General features: G+C 68.7%; 16 protein-coding genes. 7 read left to right on the top strand and 9 right to left on the bottom strand.

Features of this window, described 5'->3' with window-relative positions; genetic code table 11:
• Positions 1 to 51: 51 nt before the first annotated feature.
• Together ABJK40_RS10705 and ABJK40_RS10710 are read right to left on the bottom strand one after the other, a co-directional pair.
• Positions 52 to 1,185, bottom strand: a complete 1,134-nt coding sequence (locus tag ABJK40_RS10705; protein WP_348481281.1) for a cobalamin-independent methionine synthase II family protein — start codon at positions 1,183 to 1,185, stop codon at positions 52 to 54.
• Positions 1,182 to 1,976, bottom strand: coding sequence for an alpha/beta fold hydrolase (locus tag ABJK40_RS10710; protein WP_348510257.1), 795 nt, complete (start codon positions 1,974 to 1,976; stop codon positions 1,182 to 1,184). Before ABJK40_RS10710 ends, ABJK40_RS10705 begins: the two co-directional genes overlap by 4 nt.
• Positions 1,977 to 2,285: 309 nt before the next feature.
• On the opposite strand from ABJK40_RS10710, the gene ABJK40_RS10715 reads away from it, so the two are divergent.
• Complete coding sequence (locus tag ABJK40_RS10715; protein ID WP_348481285.1) at positions 2,286 to 2,867, top strand: VOC family protein; 582 nt, start codon at positions 2,286 to 2,288, stop codon at positions 2,865 to 2,867.
• 88 nt (positions 2,868 to 2,955) lie between these two features.
• Here ABJK40_RS10715 and ABJK40_RS10720 read toward each other — a convergent pair whose 3' ends face one another.
• Positions 2,956 to 3,831 (bottom strand): IclR family transcriptional regulator C-terminal domain-containing protein, encoded by an 876-nt coding sequence (locus ABJK40_RS10720; protein ID WP_348481287.1) that lies wholly within the window; start codon positions 3,829 to 3,831, stop codon positions 2,956 to 2,958.
• A gap of 20 nt (positions 3,832 to 3,851) precedes the next feature.
• On the opposite strand from ABJK40_RS10720, the gene ABJK40_RS10725 reads away from it, so the two are divergent.
• The 6 genes from ABJK40_RS10725 to ABJK40_RS10750 all read left to right on the top strand — a co-directional run bounded on the left by ABJK40_RS10725 (position 3,852) and on the right by ABJK40_RS10750 (position 9,736).
• Complete coding sequence (locus ABJK40_RS10725) at positions 3,852 to 5,060, top strand: CoA transferase (RefSeq protein ID WP_348481289.1); 1,209 nt, start codon at positions 3,852 to 3,854, stop codon at positions 5,058 to 5,060.
• Positions 5,061 to 5,234: 174 nt separating this feature from the next.
• Complete coding sequence (locus tag ABJK40_RS10730) at positions 5,235 to 6,041, top strand: citryl-CoA lyase (protein ID WP_348481290.1); 807 nt, start codon at positions 5,235 to 5,237, stop codon at positions 6,039 to 6,041.
• Positions 6,042 to 6,162: 121 nt separating this feature from the next.
• Positions 6,163 to 7,761, top strand: coding sequence for a RelA/SpoT domain-containing protein (locus tag ABJK40_RS10735; protein WP_348481292.1), 1,599 nt, complete (start codon positions 6,163 to 6,165; stop codon positions 7,759 to 7,761).
• Between the two features lie 136 nt (positions 7,762 to 7,897).
• Positions 7,898 to 8,164: a GlsB/YeaQ/YmgE family stress response membrane protein gene (locus ABJK40_RS10740; RefSeq protein ID WP_348481294.1), complete on the top strand. Its 267-nt coding sequence runs from the start codon at positions 7,898 to 7,900 to the stop codon at positions 8,162 to 8,164.
• A gap of 148 nt (positions 8,165 to 8,312) precedes the next feature.
• Positions 8,313 to 9,389 (top strand): 2-oxoglutarate and iron-dependent oxygenase domain-containing protein, encoded by a 1,077-nt coding sequence (locus ABJK40_RS10745; RefSeq protein WP_348481296.1) that lies wholly within the window; start codon positions 8,313 to 8,315, stop codon positions 9,387 to 9,389.
• Positions 9,386 to 9,736 carry a TIGR03792 family protein gene (locus ABJK40_RS10750; protein WP_348481298.1) on the top strand — a complete coding sequence of 117 codons (351 nt, stop codon included), beginning with the start codon at positions 9,386 to 9,388 and terminating at the stop codon, positions 9,734 to 9,736. The genes ABJK40_RS10745 and ABJK40_RS10750 overlap by 4 nt, the downstream gene beginning before the upstream one ends.
• A gap of 33 nt (positions 9,737 to 9,769) precedes the next feature.
• On the opposite strand, the gene ABJK40_RS10755 is transcribed toward ABJK40_RS10750, so the two are convergent.
• From ABJK40_RS10755 to ABJK40_RS10780, 6 genes are all read right to left on the bottom strand, one after another.
• On the bottom strand, positions 9,770 to 10,711 hold the full coding sequence (locus ABJK40_RS10755) for a DMT family transporter (protein ID WP_348481300.1): 942 nt from the start codon (positions 10,709 to 10,711) through the stop codon (positions 9,770 to 9,772).
• Positions 10,712 to 10,840: 129 nt separating this feature from the next.
• Positions 10,841 to 11,212, bottom strand: a complete 372-nt coding sequence (locus ABJK40_RS10760) for an MmcQ/YjbR family DNA-binding protein (RefSeq protein ID WP_348481302.1) — start codon at positions 11,210 to 11,212, stop codon at positions 10,841 to 10,843.
• Positions 11,213 to 11,594: 382 nt separating this feature from the next.
• Positions 11,595 to 11,831: a hypothetical protein gene (locus ABJK40_RS10765; RefSeq protein WP_348481304.1), complete on the bottom strand. Its 237-nt coding sequence runs from the start codon at positions 11,829 to 11,831 to the stop codon at positions 11,595 to 11,597.
• Between the two features lie 151 nt (positions 11,832 to 11,982).
• Positions 11,983 to 14,397, bottom strand: a complete 2,415-nt coding sequence (locus ABJK40_RS10770; protein ID WP_348481306.1) for a xanthine dehydrogenase family protein molybdopterin-binding subunit — start codon at positions 14,395 to 14,397, stop codon at positions 11,983 to 11,985.
• 127 nt (positions 14,398 to 14,524) lie between these two features.
• Positions 14,525 to 15,403, bottom strand: a complete 879-nt coding sequence (locus ABJK40_RS10775) for a hypothetical protein (protein ID WP_348481308.1) — start codon at positions 15,401 to 15,403, stop codon at positions 14,525 to 14,527.
• A gap of 407 nt (positions 15,404 to 15,810) precedes the next feature.
• Positions 15,811 to 18,027, bottom strand: a complete 2,217-nt coding sequence (locus tag ABJK40_RS10780) for a hypothetical protein (protein ID WP_348481310.1) — start codon at positions 18,025 to 18,027, stop codon at positions 15,811 to 15,813.
• Positions 18,028 to 18,041 lie beyond the last annotated feature (14 nt).

Here is an 18,041-nt window from a genome sequence, read left to right on the forward strand (position 1 = left end):
AAAGTATTTGCGAACGCAAATAAATGGAGATGTCACTGATGTCACAAGCAGTCAACGGAAGATCCGTTCCGATGCGAGCTCGCATCCATGGGCGAGCGAGGCGAGCTTCGCGAAGGCCACGTCCGGGTCGATGTTGCGGATGCCGACGTGGACGGAGAAGCCGCAGTCGACCCCGGCCATCAGTCGTTCGGGATCGACGACCGTGGCCCACTGTTCCAGCCGTTGGGCGACGACCTCGGGGTGTTCGATGTAGTTCGACTGCGGTTCGATCACGCCGGGGCAGATGATCTTGTCGGCGGGCACGCCGATCTCGGCGAGCACCTTCCACTCGTGTGCGTGACGCGGGTTGGCTCCTTCGAACAGCACCGTCCGCGGCTTGGCAGTCCACACGATGTCGGCGATCTGGGCGATCGAGATGTCGCAGTGGTGTGGCCCCGGGTAGTTGCCCCAGCACAGGTGCATCCGCAGTTGTTCGGCCGGGATGTTGCGCACCGCATGGTTCAACGCCTCGATGTTGATCGAGATGATCCGGCGGAACTCCTCGTCGTCGAGGTCGGCGTAGGCGGAGTGGCGCCCCATCGCGAGGTCGGGGCAGTCGAGTTGGACGATCGCTCCGGCGTCTGCGATCGCCTCGTACTCCACGCGCATCGCGTCGGCGATCGCGAACAGGTACGACTCGTGGTCGGGGTAGTACTCATTGCCGAAGAACAGCGACACCACGCCGGGCGATGCGGCGCTGGTGAAGATCTGGTGGCCGTCGGCCGCCCGTGACAGACGCGTCATGTCGTCGACGGCCGGTCGTGGATCCTTCACCCCGATCGGCCCGTTGCAGGCGGGTGCCGAACGCTTGCGGCGCCCCGGGTTGTCGGCCACCATCTCGGCACTGCGCGGGAAGTCGACGAGATCACCGAAGTGGTAGGTCTGCACCGACTCGCCGTCGAACCCCGACAGACGGTGCTGGACGTAGGTGGCGTACGACGGCTTCGACATCTCCCCGTCGTTGATCACGGTGATTCCGGCATCGATCTGGCGTGCGACGACCTCGCGCACCGCGTCGTCGATCTGCTCCTCGAGCGCGACCGCGTCGACGGGGACCCCGTCACCGGCCGCCCACATCGTGGTGATCAGGCGATCCGGTCGGGGGAGGCTGCCGGTGTGGGTGGAGGCAATGGTGCGTGTGGTCATCGGGGATCTCCGGAGGTCGGGTGGGTCAGGGGAAGCGTGGTCGGGTCGAGGACGATCCGGGCGACCTCGACCGGTCGGGCGATCATCAACCAGTGCGAACAGTCGAGTTCGCCGAACCTCCAGTCGCACGACGCGCGAGCCGCCGCTGCGTATCCGGCGAACGGGGAGTCGGCGTCCTTCGTCGCGGCCACGTAGGTGGTGTCGACATCGGTCGGGAGGTCGACGGCGAAGTCCGCAGAGAGGGTGGCCGCCGACTGCGGACGCAGCCGTGACGTGAACCAGTCGACGGCGTCGGCGCCTCCGAACTCGGCGGGGTCGGGCGTGAACCTGTCGAACGGCACCATGCCGTCGCGCTCGACGAGATGACCGGTCGCTCGCTCGATCGCTGCCTCGCCGAGCGGTGCGTGCGCGTCGAGGTAGACGAGACGGTCCACCCGGTCGGCCACCCTCGGCCACGCCCGCGTGACGACCCGGCCGCCGTAGCTGTGGCCGACCAGGGTGACCTCGTCGAGGTCGAACGTGTCCACGAGGTCGACGAGGTCGTCGACGTGATCGTCGAGGGTGATGTGCGGCCCGGACTCGCGTGCCCGCACCCCGTGGCCCCGCAGGGACACCGCGTGGACCGCCCGACCCGATCGCCGGATCAGCGGGAGGACCGGCTCCCAGCACCATTCGCCGACCCAGGCACCGTGGACCAGGACGATGGCTCCGCCACGGCCGGTCGGCGGGAACGCCGGCGGGGTCACGACGGCTCCGCCCGCCCGGCGTGCTCGGGACGTCGGTCGGTGCACCGAGCGATCATCGGTGGATCAGGGTGAGCATGGGTCGGGGGTGGTACGGGCTGATACGAGAGTGGAACGGTCGGGCTGGTTCGGGGATCGTGTAGGGCTGGTTCTGGGCGGGCACGGGGTGGTGCGGACTGTTCGGTCGTCCGTCGAGTCGTCGGCCCGACTGGCGCCAGTGTACGCACAGCGGTACACTGCCCGTGCAGCGGACACCCCTCGATCTCGCTGATCGGATGAGTGATGATGGGGGACGGATCGCACCGCACGTTCCGATCGACCGCACATCACAACGGCACTCGACCACCAGAGGGACCCATGACCGCCACCGAAGAAACAATCACCGAAGACACCGCCACCGAAGAGACCGGCCCCGCACCGCTCGTCAAGCGACTCCACCACACGGCGTACGTCACCAAGGACCAGGGCGCCACCCGCGATTTCTACGAAGGCATCCTGGGGTTCCCGCTGCTCGCCACGTGGGCGGAGTCCGACGAACTGTTCGGTGCCGTGCGCGTCTACTGCCACACCTTCTACGGCCTGGCCGACGGAAGTGCACTCGCGTTCTTCCAGTTCGCCGAGGAGTCCGACCAGGAGTTGTTCGACCCCGAACTCGCACCGTCGCCCTTCCGCCACATCGCCCTCCAGGTCGACGACGAAGGCCAGCGCGAACTCCAGCGTCGGCTCACCGAAGCGAACTGGAAGCCCGAGGGCACCTACGTCCTCGAGCACGGCTACTGCCGCTCGCTGTACACCGAGGACCCGAACGGGATGCTGCTCGAGTTCACCGTCGACGTGGCCGAGGTCGACGAGGTCAACGCGGCGCGCCGCGTCGATGCCCACGAGACCCTCGACCGCTGGCTCGCCGGCGACCACACCGGCAACAACCCGTACCGCTGAACCGGCACCTCCATCGCACCGTACCGACCACCGATCTGCCCGTCGACATGACGCCGATCGAACTCCGGCGTGCACCGACGGCCTGCGCTCAGCGGTCGGACGAGCGGACGGACGAGCCGACGTCCGCGTCCTCGTCCGCCGATGCGACCGGCAACAGCGCTCGATCGGCCCACGCCGCGGTGATCGCCGCCGTGGTCTCCAGCAGGTGCGGCAGGTACTCGTCGGTCAGCTTCTCGATCGACGTCTCGGCGGCGTGCACGGTCACGTTGGCCGCCGCCGTGATGCGGCCCTTCGTGTCGCGGACCGGAGCTGCGATCGACCGGATGCCGACCGACAGTGCTTCGTCGGACAGAGCCCACCCACGATCGCGAACCGTTGCGAAGCTGGTGTCGAGAGCGGCGCGGCTGGGCACCACACGCGGGATGATCCCCGACCGCGACGGTGTCGCCAGCACCTCGTCGAGCTCGGAGGCGCTGTGCTCGGAGAGCAGGACGTGTCCCATCGAGGTGGCCACTGCGGGGAACAGCGTCCCGATGTTGACCGACAGCGCGATGATCTTGGCAACCGGCACACGGGCCGTGTACACGATGTCACTGCCGTCGAGTTGCGACATCGAACTCGACTCGTTCGTGCGGCGTACCAGCGCAGCGAGGTGCGGGCGGGCCACGTCCCACAGACCCTGCGCCGCGATTCCGGCGGTCCCGAGCCGCAGGACGCGGGTCGTGAGCGAGTACACGCCGTCGTCCGACCGCACGTACCCGAGCGTCTCCAGGGTCATCAACAGCCGCCGCGCCGTGGGCCGGGCCAATCCCGTCCGGGTCGCCACGTCGCTCACGGTCAACTCGACCGCCGTCGGCCCGAAGCACGTCACGATGTCCAACCCGCGAGCGAGTGCTTCGACGAAGTCGCCGCTCGTTCGGCGGGCGGTCCTGTCGACGGGCCCGCCGTTCCGTTCCCTCGTCACTCCCCGAAAGAGTAGCCACCATGCCTGACACCCCTCCCCCGAGCGCCGCAACCGGTTCGGAATCCACCACCACGGACGCCACTCCCAAGCGCGGGCCCCTCGACGGGCTGATCGTGTGCGACCTCTCGCGCGTCCTCGCCGGGCCGTACTCCTCGATGCTGCTCGCCGACCTCGGAGCGACCGTGATCAAGGTCGAGAGCCCCGGAGGCGACGACACGCGCGCCTGGTCGCCGCCCGAGAAGAACGGCGTGGCCACCTACTACATGTCGATCAACCGCAACAAGCAGTCGATCGTGCTCGACTTCAAGGACCCCGACGACATCGCCCTCGTCCACGAGTTGTTCCGTCGCTCGGACATCGTGATCGAGAACTTCAAGACCGGCGGCCTCGAGAAGTTCCGCCTCGACTACGAGACGGCACGCGAGATCAACCCCGCACTCGTCTACCTGTCGATCAGCGGCTTCGGTACGGCGGAGGGTGCGTGGCTCCCGGGCTACGACCTCGTCGTGCAGGCCGTCTCGGGGCTGATGAGCCTGACCGGCGACGCCGACGGGCCCGCCTACCGCGCCGGGATCTCGGTGTTCGACGTGATGACCGGTCTGCACGGCACGATCGGTCTGCTCGCAGCACTGAACCAGCGCAACGAGACCGGAGTCGGCCAGCACGTCGAGGTCAACCTGCTCTCCTCGGCGATGTCGGGACTCGTCAACCACACGGGCGCCTACGTGGCCGGCGGTGTGGTGCCGACCCGGATGGGCAACGCACACCCGAGCGTCTACCCGTACCAACCGATGCCGACCAAGGATCGCGACGTGATCGTGGCCGTCGGAAACGACCGCCAGTTCCGCTCGTTCTGCGACGTGCTCGGGATCCCGGAGATCGCCGAGGACGAACGCTTCGCTCTCAACGCCGATCGCGCCGACAACCGCGACGAGGTGCATCCCCTGCTGCTCGAGAAGCTCGCCGAATGGTCCGCCGACGACCTGTTCATCGCGCTCAACAAGGTGGGCGTGCCGTGCGGTCCGATCAACTCGATCGCCGACGGCGTGCAACTCGCCGATGACCTCGGCCTCCGACCGCGGGTGACCGTCGGTGAAGGTGACCGCGAGGTCGACCTGATCCGCAACCCGATCTCGTTCAGCGAGGCCGAACCCCGCTACACGTCACCGCCACCGCTGCTCGGCGAACACTCCGACAGCGTCCGCGAGTGGCTCTCTGCGCCCGCTTGACCCGCCCGCGCCATCCGAAGCCGCGCCATCCGAAGCCGCGCCATCAGGTCCAGCGCCATCCCATCCCATCCCGCCCGTCCGAACCCGCTCGTCCCATCCGAACCCGTACCTGCCCGGATGCGATCCGCTGGGTCGTCGGGGTCGGGCCATCGAATCCATCCCACGGAGACCTACATGACCGAACCCACCACGCCCGCCGCCCAGCCGCCCACCTACCGCACCGGCCTGGGTGCGTCCGACCTCGATCACATCTGGCTGCTCGGACACGAGATCCAGGATCTGCTCGGCGCAGTGACCTTCGGTGAACTCGCCTACTGGATGGTCGCCAAGCGCCGACCCACCGAGGGCCAGCGCATCTTGTTCGAAGCGGTGCTCGTGGCACTCGCCGACCACGGCTTCACGCCCACCGCGATCGCGGCGCGCCAGACGTACCTCAGCGCGCCCGACTCGATCCAGGGCGCAGTGGCGGCCGGCCTCCTCGGTGGTGGATCGCGCTTCCTCGGCGTGACCGAGAACTCGGCGAACTTCCTCCACGACGCCCTCGACGCGCTCGACGACGTGCCGACGGACGACGCCGGGTGGGACGCAGTGGCGACGCGCATCGTGGCCGACACCAAGGCCGCCGGGAAGTTCGTCCCCGGGCTCGGCCACCCGGTCCACAAGCAGGGAGACCCGCGCACGCCGGCGCTGTTCGCGCTCGCTCGCGAGCACGGAGTGTTCGGGCCGCACCTCGCCCTGTTCGAGGCGATCGGGCGAGCCCACCCCGACGTCCTCGGGCGCACGTTGCCGCTCAACGGCGCCGGGGTGTGCGGGGCCGTCCTCGCCGATGTCGACCTGCCGTTGGGCGTCACGCGCGGCTTCGCGCTGCTCGCACGCTGCGCTGGCCTCCTCGGTCAACTCGCGGAGGAGATGGTCGACCCGATCGCCAACGACATGTACATGAACATCGACCGCAACACCGACTACCAGCCACCCACCTGACTCGCGGGGACCGGGACGGCCGGTCGAGTCGGTCCGATCCGTTCAGAATGGATCGGACCAACTGACGGCGTCGGCCTCCGTCGATGGTCCGCACGTTCCCCGCGCCGTAGGGTCGTGGCCGATGGGGGAGCGCAACGACAACCTTGCCGGCTCGTCGGGATTCGGCTACGCGGAGTTCGGCAGTTGGTACGACACGTACTGCACCGACGTGCTCCAGCCGGCGCTCGACCGTGCGATGGACGCGCTGCAGCGTGAACTCGACGATGCGCTGCCCGAGCGCGACATCGCACGCATCCGCAGCCTCTCGGGCCGCGTGAAGTCGAAGCGCCGCACGTGGCGCAAGGTCAGCCAACCTCGATACCGGCGGCGGATGAACACGGTCGACGACATCCCGTCCGTGATCGACGACCTCATCGGAGTCCGACTCACCTGCACCAACCTGCGCGACATCGAGACCGTGCAGGTCGCGCTCGAGAACCTGCCCCGCACCGCCGGTCGCCGACGGCCGCTCGGTCTCGACCCCGACTCCGAACGCGATTACATCGAGAACCCGAAGCAGTCGGGCTATCGCGGCTGGCACATCAACCTGAACGTGCAACAGGACGCCACGCCGGTCACGTGCGAACTCCAGGTGCGAACCGTGCTCCAGGACAGTTGGGGCGAGTTGACGCACGAGGACACCTACAGCAAGGCCGGGGGGTCGCCGCCGCTCGTCGAGGTGCTCAGCACCCGGATGGCCGACCTCCTCGCGACGCTCGACGACATCGCCGAGGACCTGCGCAACGAACTCGACCGCATCGACGAGGCGATCGTGCAGGAGACCGCCGTCCAGGTCGACGAACCGGACGAACCCACCCTCGACCCGGACGTCAACCCGGGCCCGGCGGCCGACGCCGCCGACCTCCTGCTCGAACGTTGGTCCTCACTCGATCGGCCACTCGAACTGTCGTCACTCGCCTGGGCCCTCCAGCACGAGTTCGGTGCCGAGGTCAGCGACGACTGGTTCGGTTACCGCACGTTCAAGAGGTTCCTCCGTGCGGCGATCCCCGACGGCGAGATCAGCACGGGCCGGCGCGCCTACCTGCTCCCGCCCAGCCGCGCGCTGTCCGGCACCGACCAACCTGTCGACCGAGCCGCCACCGACGACGACGCCACCGACGACGCCGATGCCACCGACGACGACGCTGCCGCCGACGACGCGACCGACGACGCGGCCGCCATCGTCATCGAGACACCCGACCGCGAGACGATGTCGGACGACAGCGGTGTCGCCGTGGCGGGCGACGGCCTCGCCACAGGATCGGCGAGCCGGTCGAACGAGGCCATCCCGTCGTCGGTCCCGGACGAGGCCCACCAGCTCCGACGGATCGACCGCGGCTTCCCGCTCGTCGAGTCGGCCGACTGGCGGCGCATCTACGACCAACTCGCCGCCGCCTGGCAGCGGGTCGGGGCGGGGACGCCGTCGACGAAGATGGTCAACCAGCTCACCCGTTCCGCTCGCGACAGCGCCCGTGCCACCGGCGAGCCGTTGTCACGCCGACACCTCGACCACGTCGCCAAGGCCGTGCTCGCGGCCACCGAGTCGGGTGACCCGCTCGACGCCGATCGGATCGCCGACGTCTTCGCCACGTCGGTGCTCGAACGTCTGGCCGAGCTCCGCATCGTGCCGACCGGCAACGCCCCGGTGCGCGCCCGCGTCGCACGCTGGCTCCTCGGCTGACGTGTCGAGTCGGTCCGACCGGGGTCAGGACCAGCCGACGCACCGCAGCACCGGTGAGATGCCGCACGTGACGTGTGCGACGTGTTCGATCGCCGACCCGATGAATGGAATCCCCGGCACTGGGTATCCGAGGCGCATGATCTGGTTCATCCTCATCCTGCTCGTCTTCGGTTTCGTGTTCGGGCTCATCGCCCGAGCCGTGGTTCCCGGCGACGACTCCATGTCGCTCGTACAGACCTGGGCCCTCGGCGTCGGCGGTTCGCTGCTCGGTGGTTTCCTCGGCGCGGCGATCTTCGGGTTCGACTCCGAGGACGGCGCACTGCAGGCCGGAGGCATCGTCGGCTCGATCATCGGCTCGATCCTGCTGCTGCTGATCGTCCGCGTCGTGCGCAGCCGCGCCTGACCCGGTCCGCCGTCGGCGTCGGCTGATCGGCGCAGTTCACACGCTGGAAACCAGCCGTGTGTATCGTCGGCTCGACAACGGGTAGAAGCAGTCAGCCATCCCGACCGGGATCGCAGGTCATTGCCCCTCGCACCAACGAGGAACCACCATGACGCCGCCTGTCCACGCATCTCCCACCCCTGTCGTCCCGACCGCCGCTCCGCTGGGATCAGTCGAGAGCGAACTCGCCAGGGAACGCACCTTCGGCGGCGAGGGTGTCGCGGTTCACCGCGACATCCGCGTGATCGACCTCGATGATCCCGACGCGACGCACGCCGACATCGACGACGCTCTGTGGTCCGCGGCAGCCGAGACCGGCTTCTTCCAGGTGGTCGGGCACGGGATCCCGCAGGCCGACATCGACGCAGTCTTCGACGCGACCGCACGCTTCTTCGCTCTCCCGACCGAGGTGAAGGAGCGCCGATCGATGCCGGCCCGCACCAACTCGGGTTGGGAGTTCAAGTCCCAGAAGCGTCCGTCGACCGGCACGTACGACCACAAGGAGACGTTCCAGGTCACCATCTCGCGTATGGACGAACTGGACCTGTGGCCGACCGAGGACGAGATCGCCGGCTTCCGTTCGACCCTCGAATCGTTCGAAGCCGCCAACCGGTCGCTCGCGATGCGCCTGCTCTCCTCGTTCGCCCGCAAGCTCGGATTCGCCGACGACTTCTTCACCGAGCGCCACGATCCGACGTCGCCCGAGTACCAGTCGACGCTGCGCATCCTGCACTACCTGCCGATGCTGGTCGCGGACCTGCGCCCGGGCGAATGGCGAGCCGGCGCCCACACCGACTACGACTGCCTGACGCTGCTCCACCAGCGTGAAGGCCAGCGCGGACTGCAACTGTGCCCCGGCGCCGAGGCCGCCGGTCGCGCCGACGATGCTCCGCTCGGCTGGACCGACGTGGAACCGACGGCGGGGACCGTCACGTGCAACATCGGCGACATGCTGATGCGGTGGAGTGACGATCAGCTTCCGTCCACGTTGCACCGGGTGCGGATGCCGCGGCCCGACGAAGTCGTCGCGTCGGGCGATCCCCACCTGCTCGACGCCCGCTACTCGATCGCCTACTTCGCTCAGGCCGACCGCGATGTGGTGATCGAGAGCCCGAGCGGCCGCCATGCTCCCATCACGGCAGCCGACTACCTCCAGCAACGCATCGCCGCGAACTTCGCCGGATGAACGTCTCGACCGGCCCCGATCCTCGTTCCGGTGATGGACTGGACGCCACTGCCCCAGGCGTCGTCGAGTTCCTCACCTTCACGGTCGCGCCGCACGATCAGGCCGAGTGGCTCGACGCCGACGAACGCATCTGGACCACGTTCCTGCGCACCCGGCCGGGCTTCGTGAGCAAGCAGACCTGGACCGATCGAGCACACCCCGACCGGGTCCACGCCGTGATCGTGTGGGTCGACGAGGCGTCGTGGAAGGCGATTCCGTCCGACGCTCTCGCCGCCGTCGACGAGGCGATGGGCGACTGGCGCCGACCGCTCGAGTTGCACGTGTACGACATCGCCCGTTCCACCTGAATCGCCGCAGCGTGCGGCGCCCCGCCTGACGATTCAGTCGAGAGGGATCGCCGGGACGCGACTGCTCGGTGCGGTGTCGGGCGCGTCGTGCGACACGAGCACCAACCACGCGACGGCGCCGAGGATGATCGCACCTCCGATCAGCGTGGCGACGCTCGGCGCCTGCCCCGGCCAGATCCACACCCAGATCGGGGCCAGGACGACCTCGGACATCAACAGCAGCGGCACGCGTGCGGCTGCGACCGAGCGGTGGCCGAGGTTGAACAGCGGCAGTCCGACTCCGAGCGCGAACCCGCCCGACACGCAGGCGAGAACGGCGTCGCGCGGGCTGACGGCGAGACCATCGGTGGCGATGGACACCACCGCCGAACCGAGCGCCAGAAGCGACCCGGCGATCAGCGCCGGGACCACCGGGTCGACGCCCGACACCGAGCGCATCAACACGCTGTACAGCCCGACCGTGACGGGGATCCCGGCGGCGAAGAGCAGACCGGTCACCGACCCGACGTCGAGGCCGGCTCCGACCGTGATCGTCACGCCGATCGCCGTCACCGACATCGCGACGATCGTGGATCGTTCGACCCGCTCGCGCAGCACCAGCCACCCGATCACGGCCGCGAAGATCGGCGCGGCCGCGAGGAGGAACACGGTGGTGGCCGCCGTCGTGCGTGACAACGCCAGGATGTAGAGCATCGACGTGACCGCGAGCGTGGCGCCTGCGAGCCACACGGTCCGCGTGACACCGGCGAACGACACCGGGCGACCGCCGCGACGCGCCACGATCAGGACGAGCATCGCCAACGCCGTCGATGCGCCGCGGTAGGTGAGGAACTGGAAGTCGCTGGCGTCCTCGACGCCCGCGAGGGAGATCGCCGTGAGGCTGAACACCGTGCCCGAGGCGAACAGGACCACGGCACCCTGGCGTTCGGTCAGTTCACCATTGCCCGCGAAGGCGTCACGAAGGGCGATCAGCACCGGGTGATCGTAGGTGGACGTCGGTGCGGTGAACCAGGTGGAATCGCTTCCTGGCAACTGCGCTCGGTGACCTGTGTGCGGGTGTTCGGCCGGTTCGTACCCGCCACCCGGAGGCCGACAGCGCGGTCCTCAGTCGAGCAGCTTCAGGATCGTCTTCGGCGCCACATGTCGGAACGCCTCGTCCACGATTCCCGCGACTTCGTCCCAGTCCGGCTCGACGTCGAGGTAGACGCCGAGCCAACCGTTGCCCCCGACGTACGGAGGCCGGAAGAACCGCTCGGGTTCGGCCTCGACCATCTGCTCCTGGACGCCCGCGGGAGCGGGGCACCAGATGTCGATCCGCTCGCTGTGATGGTGGTCGTCGTGGAACGATACGAAGGTCCGCTTGTCGCGGATGAAGAACGACGGCGAGCCGTGGCTGAGCCGCTCGTTGGTCTCCGGGTAGGCGAGGCAGATCGCTCGGACCCTGGTGAGCGCCACCTCGGCGGATCGCTGTGCCATGAGCGCACAGTACGTGACGCCGCCGTGTCCTCGGCGGAACCGGGCCGGTCCGAAAAGTCCCCGTGATCGGTCACCGGTAGCCTGCCGTCGTGGAACCCGACGAGTGCGGCGTCGAGGTGCACGCCGCCGTCAAGCGCTTCGGCAGCGTCGAGGCGCTCAGGACTGGGCACTGTTCCCCCATCTGACGGTTGGCAGAACATCGAGTACGGGCTGAGCCGCACTGGTGCCGACCAGCAGTGCGAGGAGCCGGATGATCGGTGAATCGAGGAGCAATCGACCGGCACCGCCGCGCGCCGCGGCCCGGCCCCGCAGGGCCGGACGGTGCGGCGGAGCGGCGACGGTCGCTGTCACGGTACGAACGAGGTCCCGTCCGCTCGACGCGTCACAGTGCGCCGACCTCGGTCAGCAGATCGACCGTGCCCTGCAGGTCGAGCAGCAGGTTGAGGTCGAACTCGGGCAGCGTCAAGGAGTCGAGCGCCGGCAGTTCGACCGGGAGCTCGGCGCCTTCGATGACGGGGATCTCGAACGTCTCGTTCGCGAAGTACTCCTGGGCCGTGGGCGAGAGGAGGAACTCCATCAGGGCCATGGCCCCGGCCTCCTCGTCGGTCGTGGACAGCACGCTGGCGCCGGCGATGTTGCCTTACGATATCCACGCCGACCGTCCGCTTCACGCTGACCGTCGCACTCCGTGCAGACCGTCCACGACGCGCCGGACCGCTCAGGCATGGTCGGCGTCTGCCGTGATCTCGACCACGCCGGTTGCGATCACCTCAGATGACGATCTCCTCGGCGTCGTCGCCGGAATCACCCGTCGCCGCCGCTTCGGATCGCAGCTCGGCGAAGATCGCTGGCGGTTCTCGCCACGGGTCCGCGAGTGTTCCGGCCTCGGCATCACGGATGGTCTGCCACACTCGCTGACTCGTGCACGGGAGGTCGATGTGGCGCACGCCCAGATGCGCGAGCGCGTCGATCACCGCGTTCTGCACGGCCGGCGTGGACCCGATCGTGGCCGCCTCGCCGATGCCCTTCGCGCCGAGCGGGTTGAGCGGCGTGGGCGTCTCGGTCGAGATCGTCTCGAACGACGGCAACTCCGCCGCCGACGGCACGCCGTACTCGGCGAAGTTGGAGGTGACCGGGTTGCCGTCGTCGTCGAAGAGGATCTCCTCGTAGAGCGCCTGACCGATGCCCGCCGCGATGCCGCCGTGCTGCTGACCCTCCACGAGGAGCGGTGCGATCACGGTGCCGCAGTCGTCGACTGCGACGTGACGCAGGACGGCCACCTGGCCGGTGTCCCGGTCGACTTCGACGACCGAGATGTGCGTCCCGAACGGGAACGTGCCGTTCTCCTGCGTGAAGTCGAACTCGCCGTGCAACGGTGCGTCGTCGATCTCGGCCTGCGTCGCGACGTCGGCCCACGACAGCGCCTGGGCGGGAACACCCGCGACACCGATCGTGCCTGCGGCCCGGTCGACGACGATGTCGGCGGCGTCGGCCTCGAGCATCCGCGCCGCCACCTCGCGCGCCTGCTCCACGAGGAGTTCGGTCGCATGGTGAACGGCTGATCCGGCCAGTTGCAACGAGCGCGACCCGCCGGTGCCGCCTCCCGTGCGGATCGCATCGGTGTCACCGTCGACGAGTCGGATCCGATCGACCGGAATCCCGGTCTGTTCGGACACGAGCATGGCGTACGCCGTCTGGTGCCCTTGGCCGTGCGACTGTGTGCCGGCGTACATCGTGGCCGATCCGTCGGCGTGCACGTCGAGCGCACCGAACTCGCTGCCACCCGAGCCGGTGGTCACCTCGACGTAGGACGCCACCCCGATTCCGAGCAACTTGGTGTCGCCCCGTTCGCGTCGCGCCGCCTGTTCGGCACGCAGCGACTCGTAGCCGACTGCTCGTGCAGCCTGGTCGAGCGTGAGGGAGTAGCGACCCGAGTCGTAGACGGGCCCCATCATCGTCGTGTAGGGGAAAACGTCGTCGGCGAGCAGGTTACGACGACGGATCTCCAACGGGTCCATCCCGATCTCCAGCGCCGCCTGGTCGATGAGGCGCTCGAGCATCGCCGTGGCCTCGGGGCGCCCGGCGCCGCGGTACGCGCCCATCGGTGTCGTGTTGGTGACGGCGACCGCGATGTCGAACTGGATGTCGTCGAACCGATAGGTGCCCTGCGCCATGTTCTTCGTCAGACCCGACAGGTACGCGCCCACGTTCGGATAGGCACCGGCGTCGCTGACGAGACGCACGCGCATCGATGCGAACGTGCCGTCGTCGCGGACCCCCAACTCGACGTACTGGATCTGACCGCGGCCGTGCAGCGAGGTCTTCATGTCGTCGCTGCGCGGCGGCACCCACACGACGGGCCGGCCGACCGAGCGGGCTGCGGCGGCCACGGCTGAGTACTCGTGGGACAGACCTGCCTTGCCGCCGAACCCGCCACCGACCTGCGGCGTGACCACGCGCACGTCGTCGGCATCGAGCGACAGTGCCTCGCAGAGCTGACGCTTCACGGTGTGCGGCATCTGGTTGGCGACCCACAGCGTGAGGCGGCCGGTGGTGGTGTCGACCTCGGCGGCGCAGCACGCCGGTTCCATCGGGGCGACCGCCATCCGCTGGTTGACGTAGCGACCGCGCGTGACGTGGACCTCGTCGGCATCGAGGGCGGAGTCGGGGACGAGGGTGTCGCCGACGGTGGTGATCGCCCGGTTCGACCCGTGGTCGGGGAACAGCAGCGGGGCGTCGGCGTCGAACGCATCCTCCATGTCGATCACGGTCGGCATCGGGTCGATCTCGGCCCACACCGCGTCGGCGCCGTCGGCCGCAGCCTGGGGTGTCTCGCCGAGTACGAGGGCGATCGACTCGCCGACGAAACGAACGATGCCGTCGGCGAGCGGCGGCCGCAGGAACGCCGGCCCGACCGGTGCGAACCCGTGATGCGGCGCGACGCCCAGATCGGCGGCGGTCAGCACACGGACCACGCCGGGAACGGCGAGGGCGTCGTCGACGTGGATGGACTCGATCGTTCCGTGGGCCACGTCGGACCCGACGAATGACGCGTACAGACGTCCTTCGAGTGGGAGGTCCGCCACGTACAGCCGCTCGCCGGTGAGCAACGCAGGGTCTTCCGTCCGCAACACGCGTGTCCCGAGAACGGAACCGGGGGCAGGGCGGGAATCGAGCGACGTCACGTTCCCGACTCTAGAGACCGTCGGCCGACGGTCGTCAGCGGAGACGCGTTCGTGTCGGGGCGGGTCGGACCCGTGGCGAACCGACGCGTGCACCGCGCGCGGTCGTCACGGGAACGAACCTGCGTCGTCACGGCACGAGTCGGACGGCGAGCGTGTTCCAGGCGGACGCGAAGCCGAGTCGGCGGTACATCCGGTTGGTCACCGCCGTCGACGCCGGTTGGTCGATCACGACGTCGTCGACCTTCTGGCGAGCGACCTGTTGGGTCGCCACGGCAGCGGTGATCGCGCTCGAGTGGCCGTCCTTGCGCAGCGGTGGCGGGGTGTACACGCCGTTGATGCGCACCACACCGAATCGGGCGGGCGAGATGATCGCCTGGCTGACGACCTCGTCACCGATCACCCATTCGAAGAGGCGCCCCTCGTGGATCGCGTCGGTGACCCTCGTCCTCGCGGCGTCGACCGACACGGGCAACCCGACGTCGACACCGAACTCGACCATCCACCTCGCCGCACGGTCGATCGACGCAGTGCCCGCAGCTCGAAGTGCGCCCTTGTGCTTCCTCGTCTCGGGTGCCTCACCCAGCCGGTACCACCGGAACAGCGGTCCGGTGTCGACGGCACCGTCGCACCGCTCCGTCCATCGGCCCGCCACGTCGGCCACGTCGCCCGCCGCACCGAGCAACGTGCTCGGTCGGTCGATCGGCAACACGTCGGCCAGCGCAGCAGCGGCGCCCGGGCCGAGCGGCGTGAGGGTGTACGCCTCGGCCTCCTCGGCTGCCACACCGACGGTGACCGAACCGGCCGACACCCGCAGCAGAGCGCTGGCTCGTCCCGGGTACAGACTCGTGGTGACGGGTGTCGATCGGATCGGCTCTCGCCGGAACAGGTCACCGCACACGTCGAGGCCCTTGGAGGCGTCCGCGATGATCTCGACCGAACAGGCCGCTGCGCCGTCGTGACCCTCGTCGTCGAGGGACGCTGCGTCGATCTCGCCGTGGTCGGTCATCGTCGAAGCCTGCCACGTCCGTGCACACAGCCACGGACGCCGTCGCCGGCGGGAGCTCCGCACCAAGTCGGTCCTTCTGGTTCTGAATCAATCGGACCGACTTGTACTGACTCGGACGGTGGTTGGTCCGATCTGTTCTGAATCAATCGGACCGACTCGGACCGACTCGGACGGTGGTTGGTCCGATCTGTTCTGAATCAATCGGACCGACTTCGCCTGACTCGGACGGCGGTTGGTCCGATCTGTTCTGAATCAATCGGACCGACTTCGCCTGACTCGGACGGCGGTTGGTCCGATCTGTTCTGAATCAATCGGACCGACTTGGCCTGACTCGGACGGCAGTTGGTCCGATCGATTCAGAACCAGAGGGACCGACTCGAGGGCGCTGGGGCTGGTCGGACTCGGGGTCAGAAGTCGTCGAGCACCTTGACGACGGTGACGTCGGTCCAGTCGATGTCGTCGCCGGTGCTCTCGTCGCCGCCGAGTGCACCCGACCCGCTGCACGGCCGGTTGCCGTACAACTCGAACAGACCCGTCAGGTCGCCGTTGTCGAAGTCCGGCTCGTTGCTCGGGTCGAGTGCCGGGAACATCAGTTGGTCTCGGATCACGAGGTCGGAGAAGAACGTGTCGTTGAGACCCCGGCCGTTCGCGCTGGTGTCCACGTGACCGAGGCCGAACATGTGCCCGAGTTCGTGGGTGGTCGTGGCCTTGATCTGGCCCAGCGTCATGGGCCCGGCGGGTCCGTCACTGGTGTACAGGTCGGGCAGGTCGATCACTGCGAAGCCGCGGATCTGTCGTGCACGCCCGGAGGCATCGACCTGGTTCCGGAGGGAGCCACCGACACCGATCACGCCACCTGCCAGCTCGGGTGTGTCGGTCTGGTCGGAGAAACCGATCACCAGGTCGACCGTTCCGCCGCCGTCGGCCGGCGGGAGATACCGGAACGGTGCGCCGGTGCTCTCGGGGAGGATGATCGGATCGTCGATGTTCATGCCGGCCGAGGTGACTCCGGCGAACTGCAGGTCGATGCCGGTGGCGGCCTCCATCTCCTCGACGGAGTCGATCAGGACCTGGATCTGCTGGTCGTTCTCGGCGAGATCGACGTTGAGCGCGTACCGCAGCGGCAGGCAGTTGTCCCACGCAGCCTTGATCGTCGGATTCGGTCGACGACCGGTCCCGAAGAACACACCACGATCGAAGAGGAAGTCGTACGGACCGTTCGGCGGCGAGTCCCCGGGCAGCAGGGCGTCCGGCGCGAAGGAGCCCGGAACGACGGTCTTGGTGACGGCCGATCCACCTGTCGGCACCGGGGCGCCGGCAGCCAGGAAGTATCCGCTGGCGTCGACGATCACGTGCGTGTTCACGCTCGGTTGGATCGTGATCGCGCCCGACGCGTTGAGCGACGTGATGGCGTGGTTCGGCACGACCTGGCCGGGGTTGGTGAAGTTGAGCGACGACGTGCCGGGCGCGGCTGCGCCACCGGGGTATGCCTTGACGAAACCGCGGGCAGCAGCTCGCGCTGCGGTGAGGTTGAGGGCGACGGCCTTGGCGCCGTTGGCGGGGACGTCGAGGCGCCCGCCGACCTGCAGTGCGAGGAGGCGATCACCGGCGACCTGCTGGCCGCCGGTGGGGCCCGACGCCTCCCGAGTGTCGAGGAGGCGTCCGGGGGTGAACGGCACGAAGAGGCCCTCCGTCGACGATGCCGCCGACGGGCCGGTGAAGTATCCGGTGACGTCGACGGTGAGGCCGCCGCCGATGTCGGAGAACACCTGGATCCGACCGTCCTTCACACCGGTGATGACCTGGTTGCCGGCGTTGTAGTTGACGCCGAGGACGTTCATGCTCGAGTGGGACGGGGGTGCGGTGACGGCCGACCACACGCGGTAGTAGCCGCGACCCTTGCTTCGGACGGCGGTGACGTTGAGGACCACGCCGGTGGCGTCGGCGGGGACACCGACTCCTTTCAGGTCGATGACCTGGGTGCCGTTGGCCGGGATCTCGGGGTCACCTTCACGCGAGTCGTAGGCGCGGGTCGGACCGAGTGATTCGAAACGGCCGGACGTGACGGCACCGCTCGCGACGAACACGCCGAGCACGTCGAGGATCACGTCGGCTTCGGCCGAGGCGTACACCGAGATCTTCCCGTCGAGCCCGAGCGGGGCGATCACGAGGTTCGGGATGGTGTGCCCGGCGAACTCGGTGTTGTTGGTGGACGTCGCGAGGCGCCGGCTGCCGGTGGGCCACACCGTGCCGAAGCCGATTCCACCCGAGCGCACCATGGTGGTGTTGACGATGACGGCGGTGATGTCGCCGGGCGACACGCCGGCCGCGTCCGCGACGCCGGTGTTCGTGACCGGGTCGATCGAGAACGCCGAGTTGCGGTACACCCGCTTGATCCCGGCGTCGGTGCGGGTGTCGAGGATGCGGACGGGGTTGACTGGCCTGTACGCCGACGCACTTCCCGCCAACGAGCCCGATGCGACGACGAGATCGTCCTGGGCGGTGGCGCCGACCACGTCGGCCCCGCCGGTCGGGACGACGAGCGCGGCCAGAGCGAGGAGGACGGCCAGGACGATCCCACCGAGCGGGCGCTTGAACAGTGGCGTGTCGGTGGCCCGGTGCATGACGCAGAACTGTA

Source organism: Ilumatobacter sp., assembly GCF_039969435.1.
In the GTDB taxonomy this organism is placed as follows: Bacteria; Actinomycetota; Acidimicrobiia; order Acidimicrobiales; family Ilumatobacteraceae; genus Ilumatobacter_A.